General features: G+C 61.7%; 23 protein-coding genes and 1 tRNA gene. 17 read left to right on the forward strand and 7 right to left on the reverse strand.

The genetic code is table 11. The features are described 5' to 3' along the window. Nucleotides 1-24 precede the first annotated feature (24 nt). Nucleotides 25-909 carry an MBL fold metallo-hydrolase gene (locus U0O11_RS09430; RefSeq protein ID WP_324689600.1) on the reverse strand — a complete coding sequence of 295 codons (885 nt, stop codon included), beginning with the start codon at nucleotides 907-909 and terminating at the stop codon, nucleotides 25-27. A gap of 242 nt (nucleotides 910-1,151) precedes the next feature. Here U0O11_RS09430 and U0O11_RS09435 point away from each other — a divergent pair, with 242 nt between their 5' ends. The 11 genes from U0O11_RS09435 (at nucleotide 1,152) to U0O11_RS09485 (ending at nucleotide 15,269) form a co-directional block, all read left to right on the forward strand. Further along, on the forward strand, nucleotides 1,152-2,621 hold the full coding sequence (locus tag U0O11_RS09435; RefSeq protein WP_324689601.1) for a sugar porter family MFS transporter: 1,470 nt from the start codon (nucleotides 1,152-1,154) through the stop codon (nucleotides 2,619-2,621). Between the two features lie 531 nt (nucleotides 2,622-3,152). Further along, a complete protein-coding gene (locus U0O11_RS09440; protein ID WP_324689603.1) occupies nucleotides 3,153-4,154 on the forward strand; it encodes a substrate-binding domain-containing protein in 1,002 nt (333 codons plus the stop codon). Between the two features lie 143 nt (nucleotides 4,155-4,297). Further along, on the forward strand, nucleotides 4,298-5,566 hold the full coding sequence (locus tag U0O11_RS09445) for an ABC transporter substrate-binding protein (protein WP_054556977.1): 1,269 nt from the start codon (nucleotides 4,298-4,300) through the stop codon (nucleotides 5,564-5,566). A 198-nt stretch (nucleotides 5,567-5,764) separates the two neighbouring features. Continuing rightward, entirely contained in the window at nucleotides 5,765-6,613 is an 849-nt protein-coding gene (locus tag U0O11_RS09450; protein ID WP_043334942.1) for a carbohydrate ABC transporter permease, read from the forward strand. Beyond that, complete coding sequence (locus U0O11_RS09455; protein WP_279839900.1) at nucleotides 6,613-7,530, forward strand: carbohydrate ABC transporter permease; 918 nt, start codon at nucleotides 6,613-6,615, stop codon at nucleotides 7,528-7,530. The genes U0O11_RS09450 and U0O11_RS09455 overlap by 1 nt, the downstream gene beginning before the upstream one ends. A 101-nt stretch (nucleotides 7,531-7,631) precedes the next feature. Continuing rightward, entirely contained in the window at nucleotides 7,632-8,666 is a 1,035-nt protein-coding gene (locus U0O11_RS09460; RefSeq protein WP_279833415.1) for an ABC transporter ATP-binding protein, read from the forward strand. Nucleotides 8,667-8,733: 67 nt separating this feature from the next. After that, nucleotides 8,734-10,077: an MGH1-like glycoside hydrolase domain-containing protein gene (locus U0O11_RS09465; protein WP_324689608.1), complete on the forward strand. Its 1,344-nt coding sequence runs from the start codon at nucleotides 8,734-8,736 to the stop codon at nucleotides 10,075-10,077. Beyond that, nucleotides 10,077-11,363, forward strand: coding sequence for an AGE family epimerase/isomerase (locus U0O11_RS09470; RefSeq protein WP_324689610.1), 1,287 nt, complete (start codon nucleotides 10,077-10,079; stop codon nucleotides 11,361-11,363). Before U0O11_RS09465 ends, U0O11_RS09470 begins: the two co-directional genes overlap by 1 nt. A gap of 346 nt (nucleotides 11,364-11,709) precedes the next feature. Further along, nucleotides 11,710-13,005, forward strand: coding sequence for a DUF3100 domain-containing protein (locus U0O11_RS09475; RefSeq protein WP_324689612.1), 1,296 nt, complete (start codon nucleotides 11,710-11,712; stop codon nucleotides 13,003-13,005). A gap of 115 nt (nucleotides 13,006-13,120) precedes the next feature. Next, a complete protein-coding gene (locus tag U0O11_RS09480) occupies nucleotides 13,121-14,284 on the forward strand; it encodes a M20 aminoacylase family protein (protein WP_324689613.1) in 1,164 nt (387 codons plus the stop codon). Between the two features lie 100 nt (nucleotides 14,285-14,384). Then, nucleotides 14,385-15,269 (forward strand): NAD(P)-dependent oxidoreductase, encoded by an 885-nt coding sequence (locus U0O11_RS09485; protein WP_324689615.1) that lies wholly within the window; start codon nucleotides 14,385-14,387, stop codon nucleotides 15,267-15,269. A gap of 9 nt (nucleotides 15,270-15,278) precedes the next feature. On the opposite strand, the gene U0O11_RS09490 is transcribed toward U0O11_RS09485, so the two are convergent. Then, nucleotides 15,279-16,205 (reverse strand): LysR family transcriptional regulator, encoded by a 927-nt coding sequence (locus U0O11_RS09490; RefSeq protein ID WP_324689617.1) that lies wholly within the window; start codon nucleotides 16,203-16,205, stop codon nucleotides 15,279-15,281. A 367-nt stretch (nucleotides 16,206-16,572) separates the two neighbouring features. Here U0O11_RS09490 and arfB point away from each other — a divergent pair, with 367 nt between their 5' ends. From arfB to U0O11_RS09510, 4 genes are all read left to right on the forward strand, one after another. Further along, the gene (gene arfB, locus U0O11_RS09495) at nucleotides 16,573-16,986 is read left to right on the forward strand and encodes an alternative ribosome rescue aminoacyl-tRNA hydrolase ArfB (RefSeq protein ID WP_043334927.1); all 414 of its coding nucleotides are present in this window, start codon (nucleotides 16,573-16,575) and stop codon (nucleotides 16,984-16,986) included. Between the two features lie 51 nt (nucleotides 16,987-17,037). Continuing rightward, nucleotides 17,038-17,745, forward strand: a complete 708-nt coding sequence (locus U0O11_RS09500; RefSeq protein WP_043336853.1) for an SIMPL domain-containing protein — start codon at nucleotides 17,038-17,040, stop codon at nucleotides 17,743-17,745. Nucleotides 17,746-17,786: 41 nt separating this feature from the next. Then, on the forward strand, nucleotides 17,787-18,089 hold the full coding sequence (locus U0O11_RS09505) for a winged helix-turn-helix domain-containing protein (RefSeq protein ID WP_043336855.1): 303 nt from the start codon (nucleotides 17,787-17,789) through the stop codon (nucleotides 18,087-18,089). 159 nt (nucleotides 18,090-18,248) lie between these two features. Next, nucleotides 18,249-18,551, forward strand: coding sequence for a hypothetical protein (locus tag U0O11_RS09510; protein WP_317292066.1), 303 nt, complete (start codon nucleotides 18,249-18,251; stop codon nucleotides 18,549-18,551). A 338-nt stretch (nucleotides 18,552-18,889) separates the two neighbouring features. On the opposite strand, the gene U0O11_RS09515 is transcribed toward U0O11_RS09510, so the two are convergent. Next, nucleotides 18,890-19,255: a hypothetical protein gene (locus tag U0O11_RS09515; RefSeq protein WP_324689623.1), complete on the reverse strand. Its 366-nt coding sequence runs from the start codon at nucleotides 19,253-19,255 to the stop codon at nucleotides 18,890-18,892. Between the two features lie 411 nt (nucleotides 19,256-19,666). Next, nucleotides 19,667-19,743, reverse strand: a tRNA-Pro gene (locus tag U0O11_RS09520). 245 nt (nucleotides 19,744-19,988) lie between these two features. On the opposite strand from U0O11_RS09520, the gene U0O11_RS09525 reads away from it, so the two are divergent. After that, complete coding sequence (locus tag U0O11_RS09525) at nucleotides 19,989-20,258, forward strand: hypothetical protein (protein WP_107334657.1); 270 nt, start codon at nucleotides 19,989-19,991, stop codon at nucleotides 20,256-20,258. 268 nt (nucleotides 20,259-20,526) lie between these two features. Continuing rightward, nucleotides 20,527-21,630, forward strand: a complete 1,104-nt coding sequence (locus tag U0O11_RS09530) for a GGDEF domain-containing protein (RefSeq protein ID WP_324689625.1) — start codon at nucleotides 20,527-20,529, stop codon at nucleotides 21,628-21,630. 129 nt (nucleotides 21,631-21,759) lie between these two features. On the opposite strand, the gene U0O11_RS09535 is transcribed toward U0O11_RS09530, so the two are convergent. From U0O11_RS09535 to cls, 3 genes are all read right to left on the reverse strand, one after another. After that, nucleotides 21,760-22,299: a YaeQ family protein gene (locus U0O11_RS09535; RefSeq protein ID WP_216060746.1), complete on the reverse strand. Its 540-nt coding sequence runs from the start codon at nucleotides 22,297-22,299 to the stop codon at nucleotides 21,760-21,762. A 182-nt stretch (nucleotides 22,300-22,481) separates the two neighbouring features. Next, nucleotides 22,482-23,732 carry an S-methyl-5-thioribose kinase gene (gene mtnK / locus U0O11_RS09540; protein ID WP_324689628.1) on the reverse strand — a complete coding sequence of 417 codons (1,251 nt, stop codon included), beginning with the start codon at nucleotides 23,730-23,732 and terminating at the stop codon, nucleotides 22,482-22,484. Between the two features lie 243 nt (nucleotides 23,733-23,975). Beyond that, entirely contained in the window at nucleotides 23,976-25,403 is a 1,428-nt protein-coding gene (gene cls / locus U0O11_RS09545) for a cardiolipin synthase (RefSeq protein WP_324689629.1), read from the reverse strand. Nucleotides 25,404-25,616: the final 213 nt, after the last annotated feature.

Raw genomic sequence — 25,616 nt, forward strand, 5'->3', positions numbered from 1 at the left:
TCAGCAAAGCCGGCATGGCGGCCATCACAGCGGATCAAAAGGCAGATTGAGCGGAATCTTGAGATAGGCGCGCCCGTTGTCTTCCGCCGGCGGCATCTGGCCGGCGCGCATGTTCACCTGCACCGCCGGAAGCATCAGGCGCGGCATGCCAAGCCCGGCGTCACGCTTTGAACGCATATCGACGAAGGCCTGCTCATCGATGCCGTCATGCACATGGATATTGTGCTCACGCTGCTCACCCACCGACGTCTGGCAGCAGAAGCCTTCGCGTCCTTCGGCCGAATAATCATGGCACAGGAAGATGCGCGTGCTGTCAGGTAGCGAGAGCACCTTGTGGATCGAGCGATACAGCGTGCGCGCATCGCCGCCGGGGAAATCGCAGCGCGCGGTGCCGTAATCGGGCATGAACAGGGTATCGCCGACGAAGACGGCGTCGCCGATCACGTAGCTGACGCAGGCCGGCGTATGACCCGGCGTATGCAGCACGCGGCATTCAAGCCCGCCGATGGCCAGGCTGTCGCCCTCTTCCAACAGACGATCGAACTGGCGTCCATCACGCGCGAAACCCGCCTCGGCGGCGAAGATATCGGCAAAGATGTCCTGCACTTCGCGTATGCGCGCCCCGATCGCCAGCTGACAATCCAGCTTGTCTTTCAGGTAGGCGGCCGCCGACAGGTGATCGGCGTGAACGTGGGTCTCGAGAATCCACGCCACCTCGAGGGACTCGGCGTCGATATGCGCAAGCAGAGCGTCTGCTGACTGGGTACTGGTACGCCCAGCGGGGTAATCGAAGTCGAGCACGGGGTCGATGATCGCGCACTGGCGAGACTGCGGGTCACGCACCAGGTGAGTGAAGGTGTTGCTGTCTTTATCAAAGAAGCTTTCGACGTCCGGATATTGCGTGGGCATGGTCCTGCCTCCCATGGGTCACTCGCTGGAGATTGATGTCAGCTTACGCCGCCTCCCAAAAGAATGCAAAATACAGAATAACTATATTCCATATTGATATATACAATGCCGCATCTTTATAAACCATTGATATGAAATGAGATAAAGCCTTATCCGCAACAAAAATATATCTGAATTTTACTTTATGCATATAAGGTCTAGCAGATGAGGGCTGTCATCATCTCTATGCTGACAATTGCCAGGTGACACGATTCACCTATACACTCTTAAACGATTCAAATGACACAACCACTTCCATCTCTCATTGGACGAGAAACGCCATGTCACGAATTCTCCAGTGGTCGATCACGGTCGCCCTTGCCGGCTTTCTGTTCGGCTTCGATACCGCCGTCATCTCGGGAGCGGATACCTCATTGCAGAGTCAATGGGGACTCAGTGACCTGACCCACGGCCTCATCATCATGTCGATGGCGCTATGGGGCACAGTGATCGGTGCCATCTTCGGCAACTGGCCGACCGACCGCTTCGGACGCCGTGCCACGCTGATCGGTATCGGCATTCTCTATCTCGTCTCGGCGCTGGGTTCCGCACTGGCCACCGACCCGTATGTCTTCTCATTCTTCCGTCTGCTGGGGGGCTTGGGTGTAGGCGCCTCATCCGTGGCCGCGCCTATCTACATCTCGGAGATCGCACCGCGAGAACGGCGCGGTGCGCTGGTCGGGCTCTATCAGTTCAACATCGTCTTCGGCATCCTGATTGCCTTCGTTTCCAACTACTTCATCGGCTTCATCGATGGTGAAAATTGGCGCTGGATGTTGGGCGTGGAAGCCGTACCGGCCGCGCTCTATCTGCTGATGATCTGCAAGGTGCCGCGCAGTCCGCGCTGGTTGATTCTCAAGCGCAACGATGAAGCGGCAGCGGCGGAGGTGATCAAACAGATCAACCCCAACGCCAATATCGCGGAAGAAATTGCCATTATCCGGGGTACGGAAAGCAAAGAGAGCGCCAAACAACATACCCGCCTGTTCGCCTGGCGCTATCGCTTGCCGGTGCTGTTCGCCTTCCTGATCGCGGCCTTCAATCAGCTGTCCGGCATCAACTTCATCATCTACTATGCGCCGCGCATTCTGGCCGAGGCGCAGCTTGAATCCAGTGCTGCCCTGCTCTCTACGGCAGGCATCGGGGTCATCAATCTCGCCTTCACGATGCTGGGCATGTCCTTGATCGACAAGCTGGGTCGACGCACCTTGATCCTGATCGGCTCTGCCGGTTATCTGCTGTCGCTGTGCCTGATTTCCTGGGCCTTCTACCTCAAGGACTTCAGTGCCATGGGCGGTTATGGAGTCCCGATCCTGATGGCTGTCTTCATTGCGGCACACGCCATGAGCCAGGGTACGGTGATCTGGGTGTTCATCTCCGAGATCTTCCCCAACAAGGTACGCGCCATGGGGCAGTCCTTCGGCAGCTCCGTGCACTGGGTCTTCGCGGCGTTGATCGCGCTGCTGATGCCGACCATTCTCAGCCACTTCAGCGGCGGGCCGGTGTTCGCCTTCTTCGCCCTGATGATGCTGCTGCAGTTGGTCTTCGTACTGTTCTTCATGCCCGAGACCAAGGGTGTGTCGCTTGAGGAACTCCAGGGCCGTCTGATCCGTCCTTCGCGCAAAGAGAAAGAGCAGGAACAGGCCGCGGCAGTCGCGCCACAGGGTAACTGATCCTCTGAACGACTGAGCCCCTAAGTGACCATGGGCTGACACTGTTCGAGAGTGTTTCCCAGGGCCGCTTCAATGGCTCCCGAGAACGCAAACACCCCGCCATGTGCGGGGTGTTTGCGTTCTTTTCTCAGGAAATGGAGACCTCGCGGCATCGATGTCCAAAGAACTATTGCTCAAGGGCGTTCATTCAAGGAGCGATACCTTTCAGCTCTGTGCATTTCAGACCAATGTCATACCGATCAAGCGTCGCTTCAGGAGCCGTTGATCGACTTCGCTGCCTGCAACACGCATGACTTGCTCCCTTCCACCAGCGGTGATGCGCACTAGATCGCTACGTGCAAATAGCGTGGTATCGTCGCCGGCTCAATCACCAGCCAGAGCGGCGATTTCCAGCGCCAGATGTCGGGATTATTACGGATATATTCTTTGGTCTCATCATTCTTGCCAAGCCAATTGAAACAGTGAAAAGATCGCTTCCGAAACGTTTCGGGTAACGGTTTCCGCTCACAGTTACCGCAAAGGAAAAGTGCCATGCCGCCGAACATCACACTCAAGCATCTCGCCAGCCAGCTGGGCCTGTCGGTCACGACGGTCTCGCGGGCATTGGGCGGATTCGAGGATGTCAGCGCCACGACCCGTGAGCGGGTGCAGGCCTATGCCAGTGAAGTGGGCTACAAACCCAATCAGAGCGCACGCCGCCTGAAGACAGGCCGCACCTCCTCGGTGGGCTACATCATGAACGGCGCCCAGGGCGACTTTCGTGATCAGTTCAACACCCGCCTGCTGGTCGCACTGGGCCAGGCGCTGCACGACGCCGCACCGGAACATGACCTCATCGTCACCACGGTGCCCGAGGACCGCGACGAGCTGGATACCTACAAGCGCTTCATCGATGGCGGCAAGGTCGATTCCTTCGTGGTGGCCCGTACCCGCATTCAGGACCCGCGCGTCGACTTCCTGCTCGACAGCGGCATCCCCTTCGTCACTCACGGTCGTACCGGGCGCGCCAGCGAACACGACTGGGTCGACATCAATGCCGCCGATGGCTTCATGCGCGCCACCCGCCATCTGATTGGTCTGGGCCATCGCAACATCCTGTTCCTCAACTTCTTCAGCGACCTCTATACCGCCGTCGAACGTGAGACCGGCTATCTGCAGGCAATGCACGACGCCGGCCTAGTGCCCAGCTCACGCCATTGCCCGCACGGCTATGCCAGTGCCTATCAGGTCGCCCATGAAGCGCTGTCCGGGGGCAACGCCCCCACCGCCTTCGTGTGTGCCAGCGACATCTTCGCCTACGGCGTGATGGAAGCGGTCAGCGCCTGCGGCCATGCACCCGGCAAGGACATCGCCATCATCGGCGCCGATAACCTGCCGCCGCAGATGTACCGCCAGCCCATCCTCAGCACCCTGGACATCTCGTTCGAGACCGTCAGTCAGGCACTGATCGAACTGGTGCTGGCGCCGCAGGAGGGCGCGCCACGTCATCGCTGCTTCGATTACGACCTGCTGCTGCGCGATACCACTGCCTGAGCACACATGCTTGAGCACACAGGACCATCGACTGACCTCACGACGCCAGACGCCTGACCGCCAAACGCCTGATCTGAAATTGCCACTGACAGAACGTGGTCAGCGTGACGCCAGAAAAACAACACCCGACCGGGGAGACCTCCATGCGCAAGATGCCAACCGCCCTCGCTTTGCTGGCGCTGCTGGGCAGTACGTCCGCCCTCGCTGACATCACCTTCTTCAGCACCCAGGCCAGACCGCTGGAAGAGGCCCAGCAGATGCGCGAGATCGCGCTGGCACCCTACGCCGAGGCTATCAATTACATGCCGCAGGAGACGGGCACCTTCCTGTCACGTCTCGAGGCGGAGAAAACCAGCCCCGACGGCGCGCTGGATCTGCTCGGTGGGCTGCACGGCGAACTGGGGTCGCTGACGCCCAGCATTCTAGCGCCGCTGGATGACCTGCAAGGCTCGCTTGCGGACGCGGGCATCAGCCAGCAGTACATGACGCTGGGCAAGCTGGGCGGCGACCAGCAACGCTACATCCCGTGGATGCAGGCGACCTACATCATGGCCGCCAACCGCAAGGCGCTGCCCTACCTGCCCGAAGGCGCTGACCTGAACGCGCTGAGCTATGACGAGCTGCTGGCCTGGGGCCGCAACATGCAGGAGGCCACCGGCAGCCCTAAGCTGGGCTTCCCGGCCGGTCGCAAGGGGCTGATCCACCGCTTCCTGGAAGGCTATCTCTACCCGTCCTTCACCCACTCGGTGGTGCGTGAGTTCCGCAGCGATGACGCCGTGGCCATGTGGCAGAAGTTCCGCGAGATCTGGGCGGTGACCAATCCGCGCTCCACCGCCTATGGCTTCATGCAGGAACCGCTGCTCAATGGCGAGGTGTGGGTTGCCTTCGATCACACCGCGCGCCTAAAGGATGCCTTCAACAAGCAGCCGGATCAGTACGTGGCCTTCCCGGCCCCCGCCGGCCCCAGCGGACGCGGCTACATGCCGGTGGTCGCCGGTCTGGCAGTGCCCGCCAATGCCACGAATCCCGACGCCTCACGCAAGCTGATCCGCTATCTGATGACGCCGGAAGCCCAGATTCGCACCCTGCGGGCCACCAACTTCTTCCCGGTGGTGGAGGCTGAACTTCCCGATGACCTGCCCGCCAGCATTCGCATGTCCGGCAAGGCGGTCGCAGCCCAATCCTCCGCCGATGACGCCGTGCTCTCGCTGCTGCCCAGCGGCCTGGGCCAGCAGTCGGGCCTGTTCAACAAGATCTACCGCGATGCCTTTGTGCAGATCGTACTGCGCGACGCCGACATCGAGGAGACGCTGGATATCCTCGCCCCGCGCCTGCAGACGCTGATCAACACATCAGGCGCAGGCTGCTGGCTCCCGGATACGCCCAGCGACGGCCCCTGCCCGGTCAAGTAAGCCGCTGGCGCCAGAATGCAGCACTCAAGAACGCATCACTCGCCACACACGCATCACTCGCAGCACTCGCAACACAGCAGCAGCAACGGCAGCCCCCCCGACGGGTCGCCATGACGGTACGCCAACCCCTGTCATGCCGACCCGGTGCCCCCAAACCATTCCGACAAGCCATCACAACAACGCCAAAGGTGAGCAAAGATGAAGCACGATCGCTGGCTACCTTATTACCTGATCGCCCCCAGCCTGCTGTTCATGGGTGCCTTCTTTCTCTATCCGTTCATCCAGATCTTCGCCGAGGCCTTCACCAGCAGTGACGGCAACGTGGGCCTGGCCAACTTCACGCGCATCTATCAGGACTTCAACTTCTGGCCGTCACTCAAGAACACCCTGCTGCTGACCGGAGTCGTGGTGCCACTGCAGCTGGTACTGGCCATCGGCATGGCATTGATGGTCACAAAGATGAACAAGGGACGCGACAGCATCCTCTACATCTGGACCATCCCGCTGGGCATCTCCGATCTGGCCGCCGGCATCATCTGGCTGGCGATCCTCGAGCAGTTCGGCTTCCTCAATAGCTTTTTGAGCGCAGTCAGCGTGATCGATGCGCCGGCGTCCTGGCTCAACTATCAGAATGCCTTCGCGCTGTTCCTGGCCGTGGTGGTCGCCGAGATCTGGCGCGGTACCGCCATCGTGCTGGTGATCCTGGTATCGGGCATGGGGCTGATCCCCAAGGAATATGACGAGGCCGGTCAGGTGTTCGGCGCCAGCTACTGGCAGCGCCTGTGGAAGATCACCCTGCCGATGCTGCGCCCCAGCATCCAGTCGGCGCTGATTCTGCGCACCCTGCTGGCACTCGAGGTCTTCGCGGTAGTGATGATGCTGGGCGGCAGTGACATGCCGGTACTGATGAGCGAGACCTTCGACTGGCAGTTCCTCTACCAGCAGACAGGTGCCGCTGCAGCCTACGCGGTGTTGATCATGCTTATCTCGGTGGTCATCACCGGCTTCTACATCAAGTTCCTCAATGTGCCGAAGGAGGCCCGCTGATGAAATCCTCTTCTTCCGAGGCCGTCATGCCGTCATCACTTTCGTCACGCGCAAGCGCCTCCTCAGCCGATTCCTCACGCCAGGAGGCACAGACCGCCCACAAGCCACGGCGCAATGACATGGCCTGGAAATGGCTGTTCCGGGCTGGCGTCTCGATCCTGGTGCTGTGGGTGCTGGTGCCCATCGCCCTGCTGATGCTCAACAGCGTCAGCACGCCGGAGCAGATCACCGGCTGGCCCAAGACCCTGACCCCGGCGCTGAGCTTCGAGACCCTCGACTTCTTCTGGCACTACCAGGGCGTGATCAGCGCGCTGGGCAACTCGCTGCTGGCCGCCGTCTTCACCATGGTGATCGCCATCGTGCTCGGCGCACCGGCAGGCTATGCGCTGGCCCGCTTCGTGTTCCCGGGCATGAATGCCTACCGCATGATCATCATCCTGTCGCGAGCCTTCCCGATGCCGCTGCTAGCGCTGCCGCTGGCCGTCATCTTCATCCAGGTCGGCATCGATGACTCCATCCTGGGTCTGGCGATGGTGCACGCCACCCTGGCACTGCCGTTTGCGGTACTGATCACCTCCAGCCTGTTCATGGGCATTCCGGTGGAGCTCGAGGAAGCCGCCTGGCTGATGGGCTGCAACCGCTGGCAGGCCTTCCGCCGCGTGGTGCTGCCACTGGCCGCGCCGGGCATCACCGCCTCGGCCGTGTTCGCCTTCGTGATTTCGTGGAACGAGGTGTTCGCCTCGGCAATCCTCACCGTCGAGAACCGCACCCTGACCGCCTTCCTGGTGCAGAGCCTTTCCGAGTCACCTGCCGAGATCAAGTATGCCGGTGGTCTGATTCTGGTCGTCCCGGCGCTGCTGTTCCTGTTCGCGATCAGGAAGTACCTGTTCAGCATGTGGGGCATTTCCAACCGCTAACGTACGCCCGCTCATCAGGCCAATGAACGGCGGCGATCTTCATCGTCTCTCGCAAGCGAGTTCACTTCCTCGCCGCCGCTCTCGATCAAAGGAGTCAGACCATGTCAGCCATCCAAATCAGCGCCGTACGCAAGCAGTTCGGCAAGCAGGAAATCCTCAAGTCCATCGATCTCGAGATCCGTGACAAGGAATTCACCGTACTGCTCGGCCCGTCCGGCTGCGGCAAGTCCACCCTGCTGCGCATCATCGCGGGGCTGGAATACGAGAGCAGCGGCTCGATCCGCATCGGCGAGCGTGAGATCACCTCGCTGGCACCGCGCGATCGTCGCATCGCGATGGTATTCCAGAACTACGCCGTCTTCCCGCACATGACCGTGGCGGAGAACATCGCCTTCGGCCTGCGCGTGCGCAAGGACAGCGAGGCGCATATCCAGCGCAAGGTGAAGGAAACCGCTGAGCTGATGCATATCGAGGACCGCCTCGATCATTACTCCGGTCAGCTCTCCGGCGGTCAGCGTCAGCGTGTCGCGGTCGCGCGCGCCCTGGCGATGGAGCCGGAAGTGCTGCTGATGGATGAACCGCTGTCGAATCTGGATGCCCTGCTGCGTCTGGAGATGCGCGCCGAGCTCAAGACCATTCTCGCCGCCTCCGACACCACCACCATCTACGTGACCCACGACCAGGTCGAGGCCATGAGCCTGGCGGACCGTATCGCGGTCATGAAGGGTGGCCAGATCGAGCAGTACGCGCCGCCCTCCGAGATCTACCACTACCCGGCGACCGAATTCGTCGGCAGCTTCATCGGCAACCCGCCGATGAACTTCATCCCGCCGGATGCGCGCTGGAATCACCCGACCCGACCCGAGCAGTCGAGCCAGCAGGTGCACAAGTGCGGTATCCGCCCCGAGGACTTCGAGGTGCGCTTCGAGCCCACCGAGAACTTCGCCCCGGTGCGCGTGCTGGTCTCGGAATTGCTGGGATCGCACAAGCAGCTGACCGCGCGTTTCGGCGACGAGATGATTCGCGTCAACGTGCCGAGTGATCTCGATGTCGGCAATGGCAGCGACATCCACATCCGCCCGCTGGCCGAGAAGGTGCGCTTCTACGACCACAGCGGCCACCTGATGTCGGCGTAAGGCACCCCGACCCCTATCTACCCAACCTTTCAGCCCAAACCTTTCATCCCGAACGGAGCCGACTTACATGAATGCCAAGCTCGACGCGCTCAGCGCTCACGACGTTCTCAAGCTCAACGACCTGGGCGGCTACACCGTACCCACGCGTGGCCTCTACCCCTTCCAGTGGAACTGGGACGCCGCCATCACCGCGCTGGGCTGGCTGGCCGCCGGTGATGAAGCGCGTGCCTGGCGTGAGGTCGAACGCCTGCTGGAAGGTCAGTGGGACAACGGCATGGTGCCGCATATCGTCTTCCACGGTGATGCGGAAACCTACTTCCCGGGGCCGGAAGTCTGGGGCGTCAAGCACAGCCCGTCGACCAGCGCCATCTCCCAGCCGCCGGTGCTGGCCAGCGTCATGAAGCTGCTGTTCGAGGAAGGCCGTGATCGCCGGCTTGCCGAGGAAAAACTGGCCGCCACCCTGCCCGGCGTCATCCGCTACCACCTGTGGTTCTACCGCGATCGTGATCCGGAAAACACCGGCCGCGTGTGCAGCTATCACCCGTGGGAATCGGGCATGGACAACAGCCCCCAGTGGGATGGCCCGCTGGCTGGCGTACCGCCGGTGGATGCCGAATACGTGCGTCGCGATACCGGGCTGGTCGATCCGTCCGAGCGCCCGCACAAGTACGAATATGATCGCTACATCTATCTGGTGAAGTTCTTCCAGCAGAACGAGCACGACGCCGAGGTGCTGTATCGCGACTGCCCGTACCTCGTCGAGGACATCAGCCTGATCTCCATCCTGCACCGTGGCACGCGCGACCTGATCGCGCTGTGCGAAGAGGATGCCGCCGGTCTGGGTCTGGCCAACACCCACGGCGAGGCGCTCTTCAGCCTCAAGCAGTCGCTGGCGCGCACAGAGGAAGGCGTGCAGGCGCTGTGGAGCGATGAGCTGGGCTGCTTCCTGAGCCGCGATGCGCGTGCCAACGTGCTGCTGGAGCACGTCACCACCGCCGGCATCCTGCCGCTGTTCGCCGGGGTCGCCAGCGGCGCCCAGGCGCAGCGCATGGGCGGTCTGCTCGAGGAATGGCTGGAACAGGCGCCCTTCGGTGTCGCCTCCACCCATCCGGCCAGCACCCGCTTCGAGCCGAAGCGTTACTGGCGCGGACCGAGCTGGCTGCACATCAACTGGATGCTGGCCATCGGCTGCGAGGAATATGGCATGTCCCGCGAGGCCGACCAGATCAAGCAGGCCAGCCAGAAGTGCATCGAGGCCGCCGGCTACTACGAGTACTTCAACTCGGTGACCGGCGAAGGCTGTGGCGGCCGCGACTTCTCCTGGACCGCGGCGATGGACCTCTACTGGCTCAACCCGCTGGAGAGCTTCACTGCCAGCAAGGCGGCAGCCGGCGTCGTGGAGGCTTCCTGATGACTCAGCACGCCTCTCAGCAACAGTCTCGACAAGCCTCTCAGCTGGCGCAGGCGCCGCAAAAGGCACCGCTGTCACGCCAGGCAGTACCGCCCATGCCGGCAACGTTCGCCAGCCGCGGCTTTCTGGGTGAGCATATCCGCTCGATCATGGATTTCTATCTGCCCAAGGCGGTAGACCATGAGCGCGGTGGCTACTTCCAGGCCTGGCGCGACGATGGCACGGTGTATGCGCCCGCGGCGCGTCATCTGGTCAGCAGCACGCGGATGGTCTTCAACTTCGCGATGGAATATCTGCGCAGCGGTGATGAGCAGTGTCTGGCCGCGACCCGTCACGGCATCGACTACCTGCGCGATGTGCATCTCGATCCGCAGACCGGTGGCTACCTGTGGTCGCTGAGCGAGCAAGGCGAGGCAGACCACACCAACCAGTGCTACGGCCTGGCGTTCGTGATGCTGGCCTATGCGACGGCCTATCGCGCCGGCATCGAGGAGGCTCGCGGCTGGCTCGAGGAGACCCGCGCGCTGATGGAAGACAAGTTCTGGTCGCCTGAGGCGGGGCTCTATGCCGACGAGGCCAGCGCCGATTGGCAGACGCTGTCCGACTACCGTGGCCAGAACGCCAACATGCATGCCTGTGAAGCCATGCTGGCCGCCTTCGAAGCCACCGACGAGGCGCACTATCTGGAGCGGGCCCTGACCCTGGCCAGCAACATCTGCCAGCGTCAGGCCGCCAAGGCCGATGGCCTGATCTGGGAGCATTACGATCGCGACTGGAACGTCGACTGGGACTACAACCGCGACGATCCCAAGAACCTTTATCGTCCGTGGGGCTTCCAGCCGGGTCACCTGACGGAGTGGGCCAAGCTGTTGCTGATGCTCAAGCGTCAGCGCGATGACGACTGGCTGCTGCCGACAGCGCAGCGTCTGTTCGATACCGCCGTGGATCTGGCCTGGGACAGCGAACGTGGCGGCATCTACTACGGCTTCGCGCCGGATGGCACCATCTGCGATGACGACAAGTACTTCTGGGTGCAGGCCGAGAGTCTGGTGGCTGCGGCGCTGCTGCACGAGGCCACCGGCGATTCACACTACGCCGAGTGGTACGAGCGCCTGTGGGGCTACGCCTGGCAGCACTTCATCGACCACCAGCACGGTGCCTGGTATCGCCTTTTGAATGCCGACAACCAGCGCTTCGATGACCTGAAGAGCTCGCCGGGTGCCAAGTGTGACTATCATAGCCTCGGCGCCTGCCATGAGCTGTTGCGCGTGATCACCCGCGACTGACCGCCCGCCGGGCCGTGAATGGCGGCCCGCAGCCAGTCGCGATACGCTCGTCACTCTCGACACTCTCTACACACCCGACGCGTTCGATACACCAGACGACCCGACACGCCGCCCCACGCGGCGTGTCGGGTCGTTGCGTTGTGCGCGCCTGGTTCAGTGGCAATGACGACCCGCGCTATTTTTTCGAACACCCTCCGTGTTTCTTTAGCGCACCGCTCCTGACAATACTGGATTGCGCTGACCGCCCCGACAGAGGGTGGCAGCCGACAGCCGCGGGCATGCCCGACGCGCTGCATTCCAGACGTTTCATCAGCTGAAGAAACTACAATAACAAGCGGAGTCCCACATGCCCCTTTCTCAACTCCTGGACTGGCGGTTGCACCTGCTGGTCGTGGTGCTGTCCCTCGGCGCCGAACTGATCGGTATTCTCAAGTTCCCGCTCGGCCCCGGCACCTTGCTGCTGTTGCCGCTGTTCTATGCCTTCATTGCCGCCGTGCTGTGCAATCCGCACCTGTTCAGTGGCACCAGACGCTTCATCCCGCCGGTGGTCAGCGCGGCGGCAGGGCCAGTCATCCTGCTGTCGATCATGCCGTTCATCGCCCGCTTTGGTTCCACCATCGGTCCGGCCATCGAGCAGCTGATCTCGGCGGGTCCGGCACTGATCCTGCAGGAACTGGGCAACCTGGGCACCATGCTGATCGCGATGCCGATCGCGGTGGTGGTGCTCAAGATGGGCCGCGAGGCGATTGGCGCGACCTACTCCATCGCGCGTGAACCCAATATCGCGATCATCTCCGACAAATACGGCCTCAAGGGCCCGGAAGGCGTCGGCGTGATGGGCGTCTATGTCGTGGGCACCATGTTCGGCACCCTGTGGTTCGCGCTGATGGCGGGCTACCTGACCTCACTGGACATCTTCGACCCGCGTGCACTGGCCATGGCCTGCGGTGTCGGCAGCGGCAGCATGGTGGCGGCGTGTTCCGGCGCCATCGCCGGTGCCCTGCCGGAGATGGGTGAAGAGCTGCTGGCCTTCGCCGGCGCCAGCAACCTGCTGACCTATGCCACCGGCCTCTACGTCTCGCTGTTCATCGCTCTGCCGGTCGCCGAGCGCCTGTTCCGCTTCTTCAGCCGCAAGCGGGCCGGCAGCGATGACGCCATGAATGACGAGGAAGCCAAGCTCGCCTCAGACGCGCTGGTTGAAGACCGCCCGGAGAACCAGCTGGGCAAGACAGCACTAGTCGTCGCAGCCGTCTGCGTAGTCGGCTGGGTGGTCAACACCATCAATGGTGCCAGCCTGATCGATGCAGCGCCCGGCATGCTGATCCTTTACGTGATGACCATGCTCGGTCTGCTGGTCGCCCGCGTCATGCCCTTCTACCTGCCGGCCATCGCCTGGGTGTCGCTGGTCAGCATTCTGATGACGTTGCCGTGGTTCCCGGGCAGCGGCTGGATCACCGAGCAGCTGGGCTTCGTCAACTTCCTCGCCATCGTCACGCCGGTGCTCGGCTATGCGGGTCTGGCGCTGAGCAAGCGCGAGTTCAGCATGTTCCGCCAGGCGGGCTGGAAGCTGGTGATCATCTCGCTGCTGGTCTTCACTGGCACCTATATCGGCTCGGCGGTCGTGGCGCAGGCACTACTCTGATCACACGGGCTTCGGGCTGTACCTTTCGCATTACCTTTCGCTTCTCACTTTGCTACCCCCTTCTCATCACTTTCACGCCGGCACTCCAGGGTGCCGGTTTCCACAGGAATTCAGCATGCAACTACCCGACAAGATCGACGAGGCACTGCTGCGCAGCTGGCGTCATGAGTTTCATCAGCATCCCGAGACGGCCTTCGAGGAGCACCGCACCTCGGCGCGCGTCGCCGAGATCCTGCGTGCGGCAGGCCTGGAAGTCACCACGGGACTTGCCGAGACCGGCGTGATCGCGGTGCTCGACGGCAAGCTGGGCAAGGGCCAGACCATCGGCCTGCGCGCCGACATGGATGCGCTGGATGTCACCGAGGCCAACGCCGTCTCACATTGCTCGCACACACCGGGCAAGATGCATGCCTGTGGCCATGATGGCCACACCACCATGCTGCTGGGCGCGGCCTGTGAACTGGCGCGTGATCCGGACTTTGCCGGCCGCGTGGTGTTCGTGTTCCAGCCGGCCGAGGAGAACGAAGGCGGCGGCCGCCGCATGGTCGAGGACGGCCTGTTCGAGCAGTTCCCGATGGATGCCATCTATGGCCTGCACAACTGGCCGGGGCTGGCGCTCGGCGAGGCGGCGGTGCATGAAGAGGCGGTAATGGCGGCCTTCGATGTCTTCACCCTGACCCTGAGCGGTCACGGCTGCCACGCCGCCATGCCGCATCTGGGCAAGGACACCATCCTGGCGGCCTGTCAGCTGGTGACCCAGCTGCAGGGGCTGATCAGCCGCGAGACGCCGGCGCACCAGACCGCGATTCTCAGCATCACCCAGTTCCATGCCGGCGACGCCTTCAACGTGATGCCGGAAGAGGTCGAACTGCGCGGCACCCTGCGCTGCTTCGACCCGACACTGCGCGCGCATCTGCAGCAGCGCTTCCATGACGCCGTCGATGCCATGGCGACCTTCCACGGTCTCAAGGTCAACTTCGACTATCAGCCGCGCTATCCCGCGACGCTCAATGCGCCCGGCCATGCCGAACGCTGCGCCAGCGTTCTCGAGCAGTTGCCGAGCATCCAGCAGGTCCATCGTGATCTGCCGCCCTCGATGGCCTCGGAAGACTTCGCCTATCTGCTGCAGGAATGTCCGGGCGCCTATATCTGGCTGGGCAACGGCGAAGACAGCGCCTCATTGCACAACCCACACTACGACTTCAATGATGCTGCCACGCCCATCGGCGTCAGCTACTGGACGTCGCTGGTGCGTCAGCTGCTGGCCGTTGACGGATAGCAGATGGCCGGGGTGAAGCACTGACGAAACCACCAACACTGATCAAGACAACCACTAATCAAGACCACCAGCGACACGGGCCCGGCGAGGAGTGCTCAGCATGAAGATCTGCGTGATTGGCGATGCGCCCATTGGCACTCGGGCCATACAGGCGCTTGCACACGCCGGAGTCGAGGGCGTCTCGGCAGTGGCGGCGCCCGAAGGGCAAGTCGCGAACCATTCGTCCTTCCGCGCCGAGGTCTACCTGATGGCGCTGGCCACATCGCAACAGGTGCAGAAGGTACTGACGGGCGAGAAAGGCCTGCTGCGCAGGGCGCCGCCAGGCAGTACCGTGATCGATCTATGCAGTGGTGATGTCACGCTCAGCCGCGAACTGGCCGTGCAGACACGCCTCGCCGGCCATCACTGGCTGGAAGCGGCCACCAGTCGCAATCCCGCCGATGAGGCGAATGACAGCCTGACGCTGTTGATCGGCAGTGATGAGTTGACCGTGACGCGCATGTCAGCGCTGCTCGACGCCATCTGCACGCAGCATCTGCATGTCGGAGATGCCGGCTGTGGCCATGCCGCCGCCCTGGCCAGCGACTACCTGCATGCCGCGCACCTGATCACCACTGCCGAGGCGGTCGCCATGGCCTATCGCGCAGGCGTGACACCCCAGGCGTGCATCGATGCCATCAACCTGGGCGCCGGACGCAGTGCCGTGAGCGAGGTGAATTTTCCGCGCTGGGTGCTGCCGGGCCGCTATGACTCGGGCATCTCCACCGGTCAGCTGCGCCGAGACCTGCGCCTGGCGCGCAGTTTCGTCACCACGCTCAACCTGCCGGAAGGCTTGATGAAGGCAGTCTTCGAGCGCTGTCAGCCGCCGGAGCTATGTCCGGCAGACGAGGATGATCTCCATCATCTGTGCGATCGCTGGCTGAGCAAGGTGCCCGCCCAGCTGCCCCCGCCGCGACTGACCGAAATCAGAGCCCCTAGATCATAAGGCCCACGATCAGCGCGCTTCCTGACGCGGACCGCTGAATGCCGCGATCCAGCGTTCGAGATGGCGCAGCAACTGCAGGCTGGCACGCGGCATGCGCCGCCCGACCCGCGTGATGATATGCGCGCGGGCCTGGCGGAAGCTGGCGCACTCCACATCCCGTGCGATCAACACGCCCTCCTGGAGCTCACGCGCCGCGGCGAAGGCCGGCAACAGCGTGATGCACAGCTCGGAGCGCGCCGCCTGCTTGAGCACCTCCATGGAATTGGTCTGCACCACCATATGCGGGCGCACCCCGGCCTCACGAAAACCATCGTCCATCAGCTGACGCACGCCGTGACTCGGCCCCCACAGCGCCATGGGATGCTGCGCCACTTCCTCGAGCGTCAGCGCATGGGTCTCGCTTGCCAGCGGATGCTCCGGCGACATGATGGCCACCAGCGGCTGCGGGCTCGAATGCCAGAAGCGCAACTGGGGATGGACTCGCTCGTGATACATCAGGCCGATATCCGCCTCATCCTCGATCACGCTGTCGATGATGCTCTGCATGCTGCCGGTATTGACCTTGAGCGTGATGCCGGGGTACTGCTTGCGAAAGGCGCGCAGCGGACTGTTGATGATGTCGCCGACAAAGCCCTCACCGATAATCAAGCGAATTTCCCCGGTTTCCAACCGCTGATAGGCATCCAGGCGCTCGCCGAGGTGCTGGTCGAGCTTCTCTCGCTGCAGGATGTAATCTAGCAGCATCTCGCCGACCCGCGTCGGCTGCACGCCGTCACGGGTACGCTCGATGAGCGAGGCGGCCATGGCCTCTTCGAGCAGACCTATCTGACGACTGACAGCCGAGGGGGCGATGTTCAGGCGCGCGGCGGCACGCCGGATGGAGCCGGCTTCGACGGTGACCTGAAAATAGACGAGACGCTGATGCGGGATATCCATGAGGCGCTCTGCAGAGGATGGGAGAGGGGCTAAGCAAAGTAGAGAGACTTGACGCAAGACGCAGCCAGCAGAGTACCCGATATTCGAGCGTCTCGGGCAGCGCGCAGTTGAACTCACCCTCCCTCAACGCCATATTAGAATAAATTGTCGCCTCGCCTCCCAGCCTCTCCTCCGCGTCATGACAGTTCTCACAGCCCTCTGCGCTGTGACGCGAGGGCAGGCGATCAGCGTCGCGAGCTGACCCAATGGAGGGGCAGACGCAAGCGCCATTCTGAAGCCAGTGCGCGAATAGGCTAAGATGGACCATCGCTTCACTGACTGTGCCTGCGTGACAAACCACACAGTCCCAAAAACAAGGAGATTCAATATGCTGACCATCTCCAATTCGGTAGCGCTGGCCGACTGGGAAATCGACCTTACCCAGATTCGCGCCCAGGGCAATGGCGGCCAGAACGTCAACAAGGTCGCCTCCGCCGTTCACCTGCGCTTCGATGTGCAGCGTTCGACGCTGCCCGGCTTCTACAAGGAGCGCCTGATGCAGCTGTCGGATCAGCGCATCAGCAAGGAAGGTGTCATCATCATCAAGGCGCAGAGCCATCGCACCCTCGAGCTGAACAAGGAAGATGCGCTGGCGCGCCTCAAGGCGATGATTCTGGAGGCCGTCAAGGTGCAGAAGGCGCGCCGTGCGACAGCGCCCAGCAAGGGCGCCAAGCGTCGCCGCGTCGACAGCAAGACGCGCAAGGGCAAGATCAAGGCCATGCGCGGCAAGGTACAGGACTGACCCCGCCGAGGGCGGCGGCCTGCTTACAGCTCACGTCAGGGACGACAATTCATGCGCAACATCATCAGCTCGGCCGTGCTGGGCGGCCTGCTGGCCGTGGGAATGGTCTGGAGTGGCAGCTATCTCAAGCAGGCCGCGCAGGTGTGGGAATCTTCCAGCCGCGTGGTCACCGTCAAGGGGCTCGCGGAGCGTGAGGTCAAGGCCGACCTGGCCCTCTGGCCGCTGCACTTCAGCGTCAATGCCAATCAGCTGACCGGCCTTCATGAGGCGCTGGCCAATGATGAGCGCAAGATTCGCGCCTTTCTCACCGCCCGGGGCTTCCCCGCCGACCAGGTCAGCGTGACCTCTCCTCAGGTGACTGACCTCTACGCCAACAGCTACAACGCCCAGCGTCCGGATGAGCGCTATCGCGCCGAAGCCACGGTGCTGGTGCGCTCGCCCAAGGTCGACCTCGTCAAGCAGAGTGCCTCACTGACCGGTGAGCTGGTGCGCGAAGGTATCCTGCTCTCGGCTGACTATGCCTATCGCACCGAATTCCTGTTCACGGGGCTTGAAGCCATCAAGCCCGACATGATCGCGGCCGCGACCGCGGATGCCCGGCGCGCCGCCCAGCAGTTCGCGGAGGATTCCGGCAGCACGGTCGGTCACATCAAGCATGCCAGCCAGGGCTATTTCTCGATCTCGGATCTCGACAGCTATACCCCTGACATCAAGAAAGTCAGAGTCGTGACCACCATCGACTACACCCTGAGCCACTGATCACCTCTCGACAGCCCCCTTCTTCGCCATATGGAGCCCCCATGTCCGATACCCCGCTGAGCAAGACCCAGACGAGCTTCTATCGACGCCTGTTCGTGGCCCACCTCATCGCGCATGACATCGCCAGCGTACCGGCCATCATCGCGGCCACCGGCATGCCGCGTCGCACCGCCCAGGACACCATCACTGCCCTGGGTGAGCTCGAGATCGTCTGTGAATTCCAGCGTGAGGAAGGTCAGCGCAACAATATCGGCCACTACGTGATTCGTGACTGGGGGCCGATCAATGCCCAGTGGGTCGCCGACAACGCCGAGCGCCTGCAGAAGGCACTGGGCTATGCGTGAGAGGCGTGAGCTTCATCGAAAACGAGGTCCGAGAAATGACGGTCGAAAATGAGGGTCTAGGGATGAGGATCGAGAAGTGAAGGTCGACAGATGGCTTTCAAGAACAAGCTCTCAAGAATGAGCTTTCAAGCATGAGGCCTGCAGCATGATGGCTGAGATATGACGGCCGAGATTCTAAACAGTGCCGTTCAGCATGGTGTGATCGCCATGCTGATCCAGCTGGCGCTTTGGCCGCTATTTGGCGTGTGGTCGGCAGGTGCCATCGCCGTGGCCCTGTTTCTGGGCCGCGAGATCGCTCAGCACGAATACAAGGGCGACGGCCCCAAGGCGGAGCGCTGGGACTACGGACTGCTGCAACACTGGAATCTGGATTCCTGTCTCGATGTCGCCCTGCCGCTACTCTGCTGTATGTGCCTGGCCAGCACGGTCTGGGCGCTCAGGCGCTATCGGGCCAGAACATGACCCTGTGCGCGCCCTGCGAATAAATGAGACGCGCACATGCACGGCGAAGAGCAGATGCACGGCGAAGAGTGAACGTCGTAAAAAGCGTGTGCCGCAAAAGCCCTTGCCGCAACAGTGTGCGCCGTAAAAAGTGAAAAACCTGCACAGTCTTCTCTGAACGGCTCCCCTTCCCCAGCGCTGCGTTCTACCCTTCCTTGTCCTGCAGGTTTTTCTGTCTTTGTAGTCTTTCTGGCTGTCTCGCTTGCCCTGCGCTCGCCTGTCTCTTGCCTACATCTGGCCTGCTTTCCCCCTCAGCACGGCACAACGACATTCGCTGAAGAGCGTTGCCTCAAGCATCATCAGCCAACGGCAACGCTGGTGACACTGCGCCGTGCGGCGCTCGATACAGTGGCGGAAGGCGCAGAGGCTGCGCGAAGACGCAGCGGATGTCGGGCGTGAGCCTGTAGGTATGCCGAGAGCGTTTCCGGGCGAATGCCGGGATGCTGGAAGACGTAATCCTCGGTGATGATCGACAGAAATTCAGCACTGCGTGCACCCGCGACCTCAAACCCCAGGATGAAATGGCGCGACTGAGAGACCTCGAAGCAGTAGTTCTCGGCGGCCACGGCGCAGGTCTGCACCACATAGCCTCCGCCCAGCTGTTCTCTGAGGATGGAGCGTTCGGGATTGAATCGAGATGCCGTGTAAATGTCTATGATTTTCATTATCACCACCAATATCGACTGGCGCAGTATATACGAAAAACCTAATACTTACATACTTAGAGAACTCATCCTGCCTGCCCCGCCCTTCGAACCGACAGAAAATTGATCCACATCAACTCAATCGGCAGCGCTTTAAAGGTCACATGTCAGAGGCATCTGCCTGGATCGACAGACAAGAACTTGCGCGAGCACAGTGCTGATTGAGCTGAGGGGCCAGGAAAGTGAGCAATACGGGCGAAGGCGAGATGCGGGAGGCTGACGGTTGTCGCAAGAAGGGAAATGAAGAAGGGAAATGAGGAACGGAGAGCAAAAATTAAGAGCGCAGAGCGAACAGTGAAGAGGCAGGTATCTTACGGGCATGCGAAAACGCAAAAAGGCCATCCGTCTCCGGATGGCCTTTTCACTTGAATCTGGTCGGGACGACAGGATTCGAACCTGCGACCTCTGCAACCCCATTGCAGCGCGCTACCAAGCTGCGCCACGTCCCGACTAGTGTCTGGAAGAGCTTCCCCCTCAAGACGAGACGTAATGTACCGCATTGATCTCAAAAAGAAAAGCAGGAATCTCACATTTCTTTACCTGCGTCGTGATCTGGTGTCGCAGTGACGCCTGAATCCGCCGTCGGCATTGCAAAATGCCCGGGTGCGACGCATGTTCATGAAGCAGGCATTCATTGCGCACCTTCGAATGCAACGCCCCATGAACGACAATCGTCCAGAGGAGTTCGCGACTGATGATCCAATTCACGCTTACCACCACGCTCAAGGGCGGCACCAGCGTCAGCGGAGACCCCATCAAGGTCAGCGCCGACAGCGCCCCTGCCGCCGGCAGCCAGATCACCAAGGGGCAATGGCCGGCACTCGATGCCCTGTCACCCAACTTTCCGGTGACAGTGACGGGAGTCGAAGAGGATGACGATGGCAACACCCTAGTACGCCTCAAGGAAGCCGACAGCCCGGATGCCAACGACCCCGACAGTTACCGCTACACGCCCTGGAAGTAACGGCGCGGCGACGCAAATCATTGGGAAGGCATCAGGAGTTATCGCGCCAGCGTCGAACAGGCAATATATTGCCCATCACACGCAAAAGCGACCCACGTCATTGCGCGCAGTGATGGATGAGGCATTTTTTGACTCGCCATGCGTTAGCATAGGGTTTGCGCGCCCTTCGTTGGCTCTGGCGAGCTGTGGCTGATGATGAGGTGGTGTATCATCCCGCCTTTCCCGGTTGGTGCCTGCCGTGCACTGACATCTCGATGCCCGAGGTCACATGGTCAGCCCATTGAAATTGATAGTTACCTCCTGGCGTTGGCTGGTCGGCAATACCGGCTCCGCCCGCGAGATACTCCATCATGGCTTTCTCGTTTCCGCTGTCTTCATCGGGTTGATTTCGGCCCTCTTCAACTCCCTGTTTGACCTCACCCTGCCGGCGTACAACATCGTGCTGGTCATCATCAGCGCGTTCATAGCCCTGATATGGTATCGCTCGCGCTTTCATGGTGAGTTCCAGCGCATGGCCTGGTTGTTCTGTGCGCTGGTGACCTTCGTGATGCTGCCTGGCAATTGGCTATTCAATCATGGCGCGACCGGTCCCACCCTGCTGTTCTATCTAATGGCGGCAGCCTATGTGCTAGCGGTACTTCCAGCTAATCCCAAGCGCCGTGGCATCATCATCATTGGCCTTATGTTCATGCCTTGGGGGCTGCTGGCCTTCGAGTATTCAAGGCCGGGGCTAGTCAGCGGCTATGCCACAGAAGGCATGCGCTTCATTGACATGGGCTTCAGTTACACGCTCTCTTTTGGACTGCTCAGCGTAGTGATCGCAGGCTACGCTCGACGCATCCATGAAGAGCGTGATATTGCCAATGCCTATGCCGCTCGACTCGAGCGCCTCAACTTACTGGATAGCCTAACCGGGCTCTACAACCATCGCGCCATCCACGAACAGGCTAAAGCCTGGATCAGGCGTTCGCAAAGTTCCTGTTTGCTAATCTGTGATCTGGATCATTTCAAGATGATCAATGACAACCATGGGCATCCATACGGCGACACGGTACTGGAAGAATTCTCACTCCATGTCAGTCTGCTAACGCAGGAGTTCTCGGGAGAAGCAGGACGCTATGGCGGCGAGGAGTTCATGATCCTGATTCCCGGCACCCTGGCGTCGGCTCGCCAGTTCGACAGATGCCTGCGGGAGCGCTGCGAAGCCACGCCCCTGATGCACGGGGTGATCCTCTTCAGCACCGGCGCCAGCGAATTGCACGCCGATGACACCCTGTCGAGCTGGGTCAAGCGCAGTGATGACGCTCTCTATCACGCCAAGGAAAATGGCCGAGGCCGTCTGATGGTCGACAAGGACCTGAACGTCATCTGAACCCCGGCAGGATCGAATCAGCCTCGATCAAGGCAGCCGCTCCGGCTGAGCCATCCCTAAATATATCGCCCCCGCAAGCAAGGCTTGAGAGGGCGCTGTCGTTGGGACCGGATGCGAGGCTGATGTCGCTCAGCGCTCGCCCTTCAGCCACTCGAGGTTGATCTCGTGCTGGCCGTTGTCATCGGTGATGAAGATGGTGCCTTCGGAGATCATCACGGTCCACTTGATGTTGCGTGGCAGCGACTCGGTGATGGCGTCCAGCGAACCTTCCGGCACGGCCGCGATGTTGAGGTTGGAGAGCCCCGCCACCGCCGGCACGACCTTGGTTTCCCACACACGCAGGCTGCCATAGGCCAGCAGCGAGGTACGCTCGGTGCGTCGCGAGCACCAGGTCAGGCGTTCGGCATCCGGCTGACCGACTTCGATCCAGTGCAGGACACGGCCATCGAGGCTCTTTTCCCACAGCGCCGGCTCATCGACATCGGACAGGCCGCGACCAAACGCGATGTTCTCGTTGTACCACAGGGCGTGGCCCAGCAGGCGCACGCAGAGACGCAGTTCGGTTTCGGAGGGATGACGAGCCACGGTGAAGCGCAGGGTCTCGTAGACGCCGCGATCCAGGTCGGTCAGCGACAGATCCACCTTGTAAGGCGTGGAAGACAGGGCCATGAAAATCTCTTCTTGAAAAGGCAGACGTCTTGGAAAGGCGATGGCAGGAAGACACTCTGCCGATAAAGCACCATGCTCCTCGACTGAACCACGCGCGTGACAGGGCAAGCGCGTGGGTGCGGAGCGCAGAGTCTACCCTAGCCGGGCCCTGAACGCCCGACTCCTGCCTGGCGCGCGCGCCCTCAGGCGAGGTGACGCGCCACCAGGGCATCGATGGCATCGATATCGCTCAGGCTTTCGCGCGCCATGATCAGCTCGCGCCCGAGTGCCAGCGCCCGCCGCTCGGCACGCGCGCGGGTGGTCTCATCGCTGATGGATTCGAGTTCCAGAATATGCGCAAGCCCCACGGTGCGGCGGATCAGCTCACAGCCGGCGTAGCCGAGTGCGTCACGCAACATGCGAGCCAACAGACGCTCAGCCACGCCCGGCGCAGCGAAGCTGGCATCCGGCGTGTCGGCGGCCTGCTCACGATACTCCCGAGTGAAGCTTTCCCAGCTGGCGACCGCCTGGGCACGCAGCTGTGCCACGTAGTCACGCTTGTCGCCCTGCTCTCCCTCAAGCTCGGTATGCGCGCAGGCCGCCAGCCACAGTGCTGCCAACCAGCTGCCGATATCGAAGCCCGCCGGACCGAAGAAGCCGAATTCCGGATCGATGACCTTGGTGCTGTCTTCCCCCACGAAGATCGAGCCCGCATGCAGATCGCCATGCAGCAGCGCCTCGGGCGCGGACAGGAAACGCTGCTTGAGCTCCGCCACTTCGACTTTCAGGGCGGCGTCCTGCCACAGGGCTTCGGCATCCGCGCGCAGCGCCGGATTGATGCTGTTGCGCTCGTGATCACAGAACGGATCGATGAAGAACAGGTCTTCGGTGATCTTGCACTGATCGGGATTGATGAAGCGTGCGACGCGCGCCTTCTTGTCGTGGGCATCGAGTGCCAGATCGCTGCTGCGATACAGCGTGGTGGCCAGAAAACGCCCCATCTGCTCGCCCAGCCGCGGCAATGACGCACGCTCCAGGAAGGCATGGCGCAGATTGCGGTGATCACCGATATCTTCCATCACGATCGCCGAGCGAGCTTCATCGAAATGATGAAGCGCCGGCACCAGGTCCGGCGCGCAGTCGGCCTCGAACTGCAGGGTTTCCGCCTCGATGCGCACACGCACCAGCGACAACGGCCAGCTTTCGCCGATGATGCGCACCCAGGGCAGGCCCTGCTTGACGATCACCGAGGCGGAGCGGTCCGGCGTACAGACGCGATAGACATAGTTGATGTTGCCATCGCCGATCTCTTCGACCTGAAGTGCTTCAGCGGTCGCGAAGGCCGGATAGCGCGCACCGACGTGCTGGCGCGCGAAGGCGATCACATCCACATCATCGCGAAACTGATAGTCGATGGAGGGTGCAGTGCTAGCGGTGGAGTCTTGAGCAGTCATGGCGGGTCTCAGCGCTGAATCATGAAGTCGCCGGCCTCGGTGGCGCTTGGCGCGCATGGCACGTGAAGCACATCAAGGCTCTCACCTTATTCTTTACAGACATAAGAAGGCGATCAGTTATAGCGAGAAGATGCCTGCTGGCGCGGCGATTGGCAAGACCTGCCGAGCGAGTTTTGCTCAGTTCGGCAGGCGCTTGTTGCATGCAGGGCTTTGCATGCAGGACTTTTCATGCAGAATGCTGCATTACTGGATGGGTGCCAGCAGATAGGCCGCCCGCGAGACCAGCTTGCGCCACATCGGCCGCGCATCCAGCTCTTCGCAGCTGATTTCACGGCAGTGGCGGAAGTCTTCCTCGAGCATCGCCTCCACTTCCGAGGCAAACTGGTGATCAGGCACGAACGCCGTGATCTCGAAGTTGAGGCGGAAGGAGCGATTGTCGAGATTGACGGTGCCGATGGTCGCCGTATGGCTATCCATCAACATCACCTTCTGATGCAGAAAGCCTGGCTGATAGCGGAAGACACGCACGCCGGAGCGAATCATCTCTGACAGGAACGAGAACGCCGACAGGAACACCAGCAGGTGATCGGGACGCTCAGGAATCATCACCCGCACATCCACCCCACGCAGCGCCGCGATCTTGAGCGCATCCTGCACGCCCTGGTCCGGCACGAAATAGGGGCTGGTGATCCAGATGCGGCTGACCGAGGAGTGAATCGCCTGCTGCACCAGCAGGCTGGCCGTCTCGCGGCGGTCCGCCGGACCGGAGGGCACGATCACCACATGCTGACATTCGTCACAGCTGATCTGTGGCTGCCATTCGAGTGACAGCACCTCACCGGTTGCCCAGTGCCAGTCTTCCCAGAAGGCTTCCTGCAGCCCCATCACGCTGGGCCCCTCAAGCTTGAGGTGGGTATCACGCCAGGCGCCATAGCGCTCGGAATGACCCAGATATTCATTGCCGACATTCAGCCCGCCGACGAAGCCGACGCGGCCGTCGATGACGGTGATCTTGCGGTGATTGCGGAAGTTGATCTGGAAGCGATGGCGCCAGCCGCGCGAGGAGTTGAAGGCACTGACCTCACATCCCGACTCCAGCAGATCATTCAGATAGCCGTCGGGCAGCTTGCGCGAGCCGATCTCGTCATACAGGAAACAGACCCGCACGCCGCGTTCGGCGCGGTGCATCAACTTCTGCTTGAGACGCACCCCCAGCTCATCGTTACGCACGATGAAGAACTGGATAAGGATGTAATCCTCGGCGGCATCGATGGCATGAAACAGCGCATCGAAGGTGTGCTCACCATTGATCAGCAACTTGGCGCGGTTGCCGGTGGTGACCGGCATCATCGCCAGACGCTCGATGGCATCCAGATGGGTGGGGTTGCCGCCCAGCGGGCGTGACAGCCACGGCGACAGCTTGGGCCGAAAGCGCATCAGCACGCGGCGCATGGTCGAGTCGCGCTCCTCACGAGCGCTGACGTAACCATAGAAGCGTGGACGTCCGAACACCCAGTACAGTGGCAGCGCCACGTAGGGGAACGTCAGCAGACACAGAATCCAGGCGATCGCCCCTTGTGAAGTGCGGCTCGACATCAGGGCCATGACGGCGGACATGGCACCGAGGATATGACTGGTCAGCAGGAGAAAGCCGAGTAGCCAGGCGGTCATTGCAACTCCATTGCAGGCGTCAGGGTTGCCAGAGTATGCCACAGCAGCGCGCGCGACGATGCCGTTGCGTTGGCGCTCGTGTAGATGTCTTGAGCGCCGCAAAGCCAAGAACCCCGCCGATGAGTGATCACGGGCGGGGTTCTTCAGGTCATCACAAGGACACTTGCCACAAGGACGCATGCCACAGGACGTGACGATTCATCACTCGGCCGT

Origin of the sequence: Cobetia sp. D5 (assembly GCF_035666195.1) — a bacterium.
Lineage (GTDB): Bacteria > Pseudomonadota > Gammaproteobacteria > Pseudomonadales > Halomonadaceae > Cobetia > Cobetia amphilecti.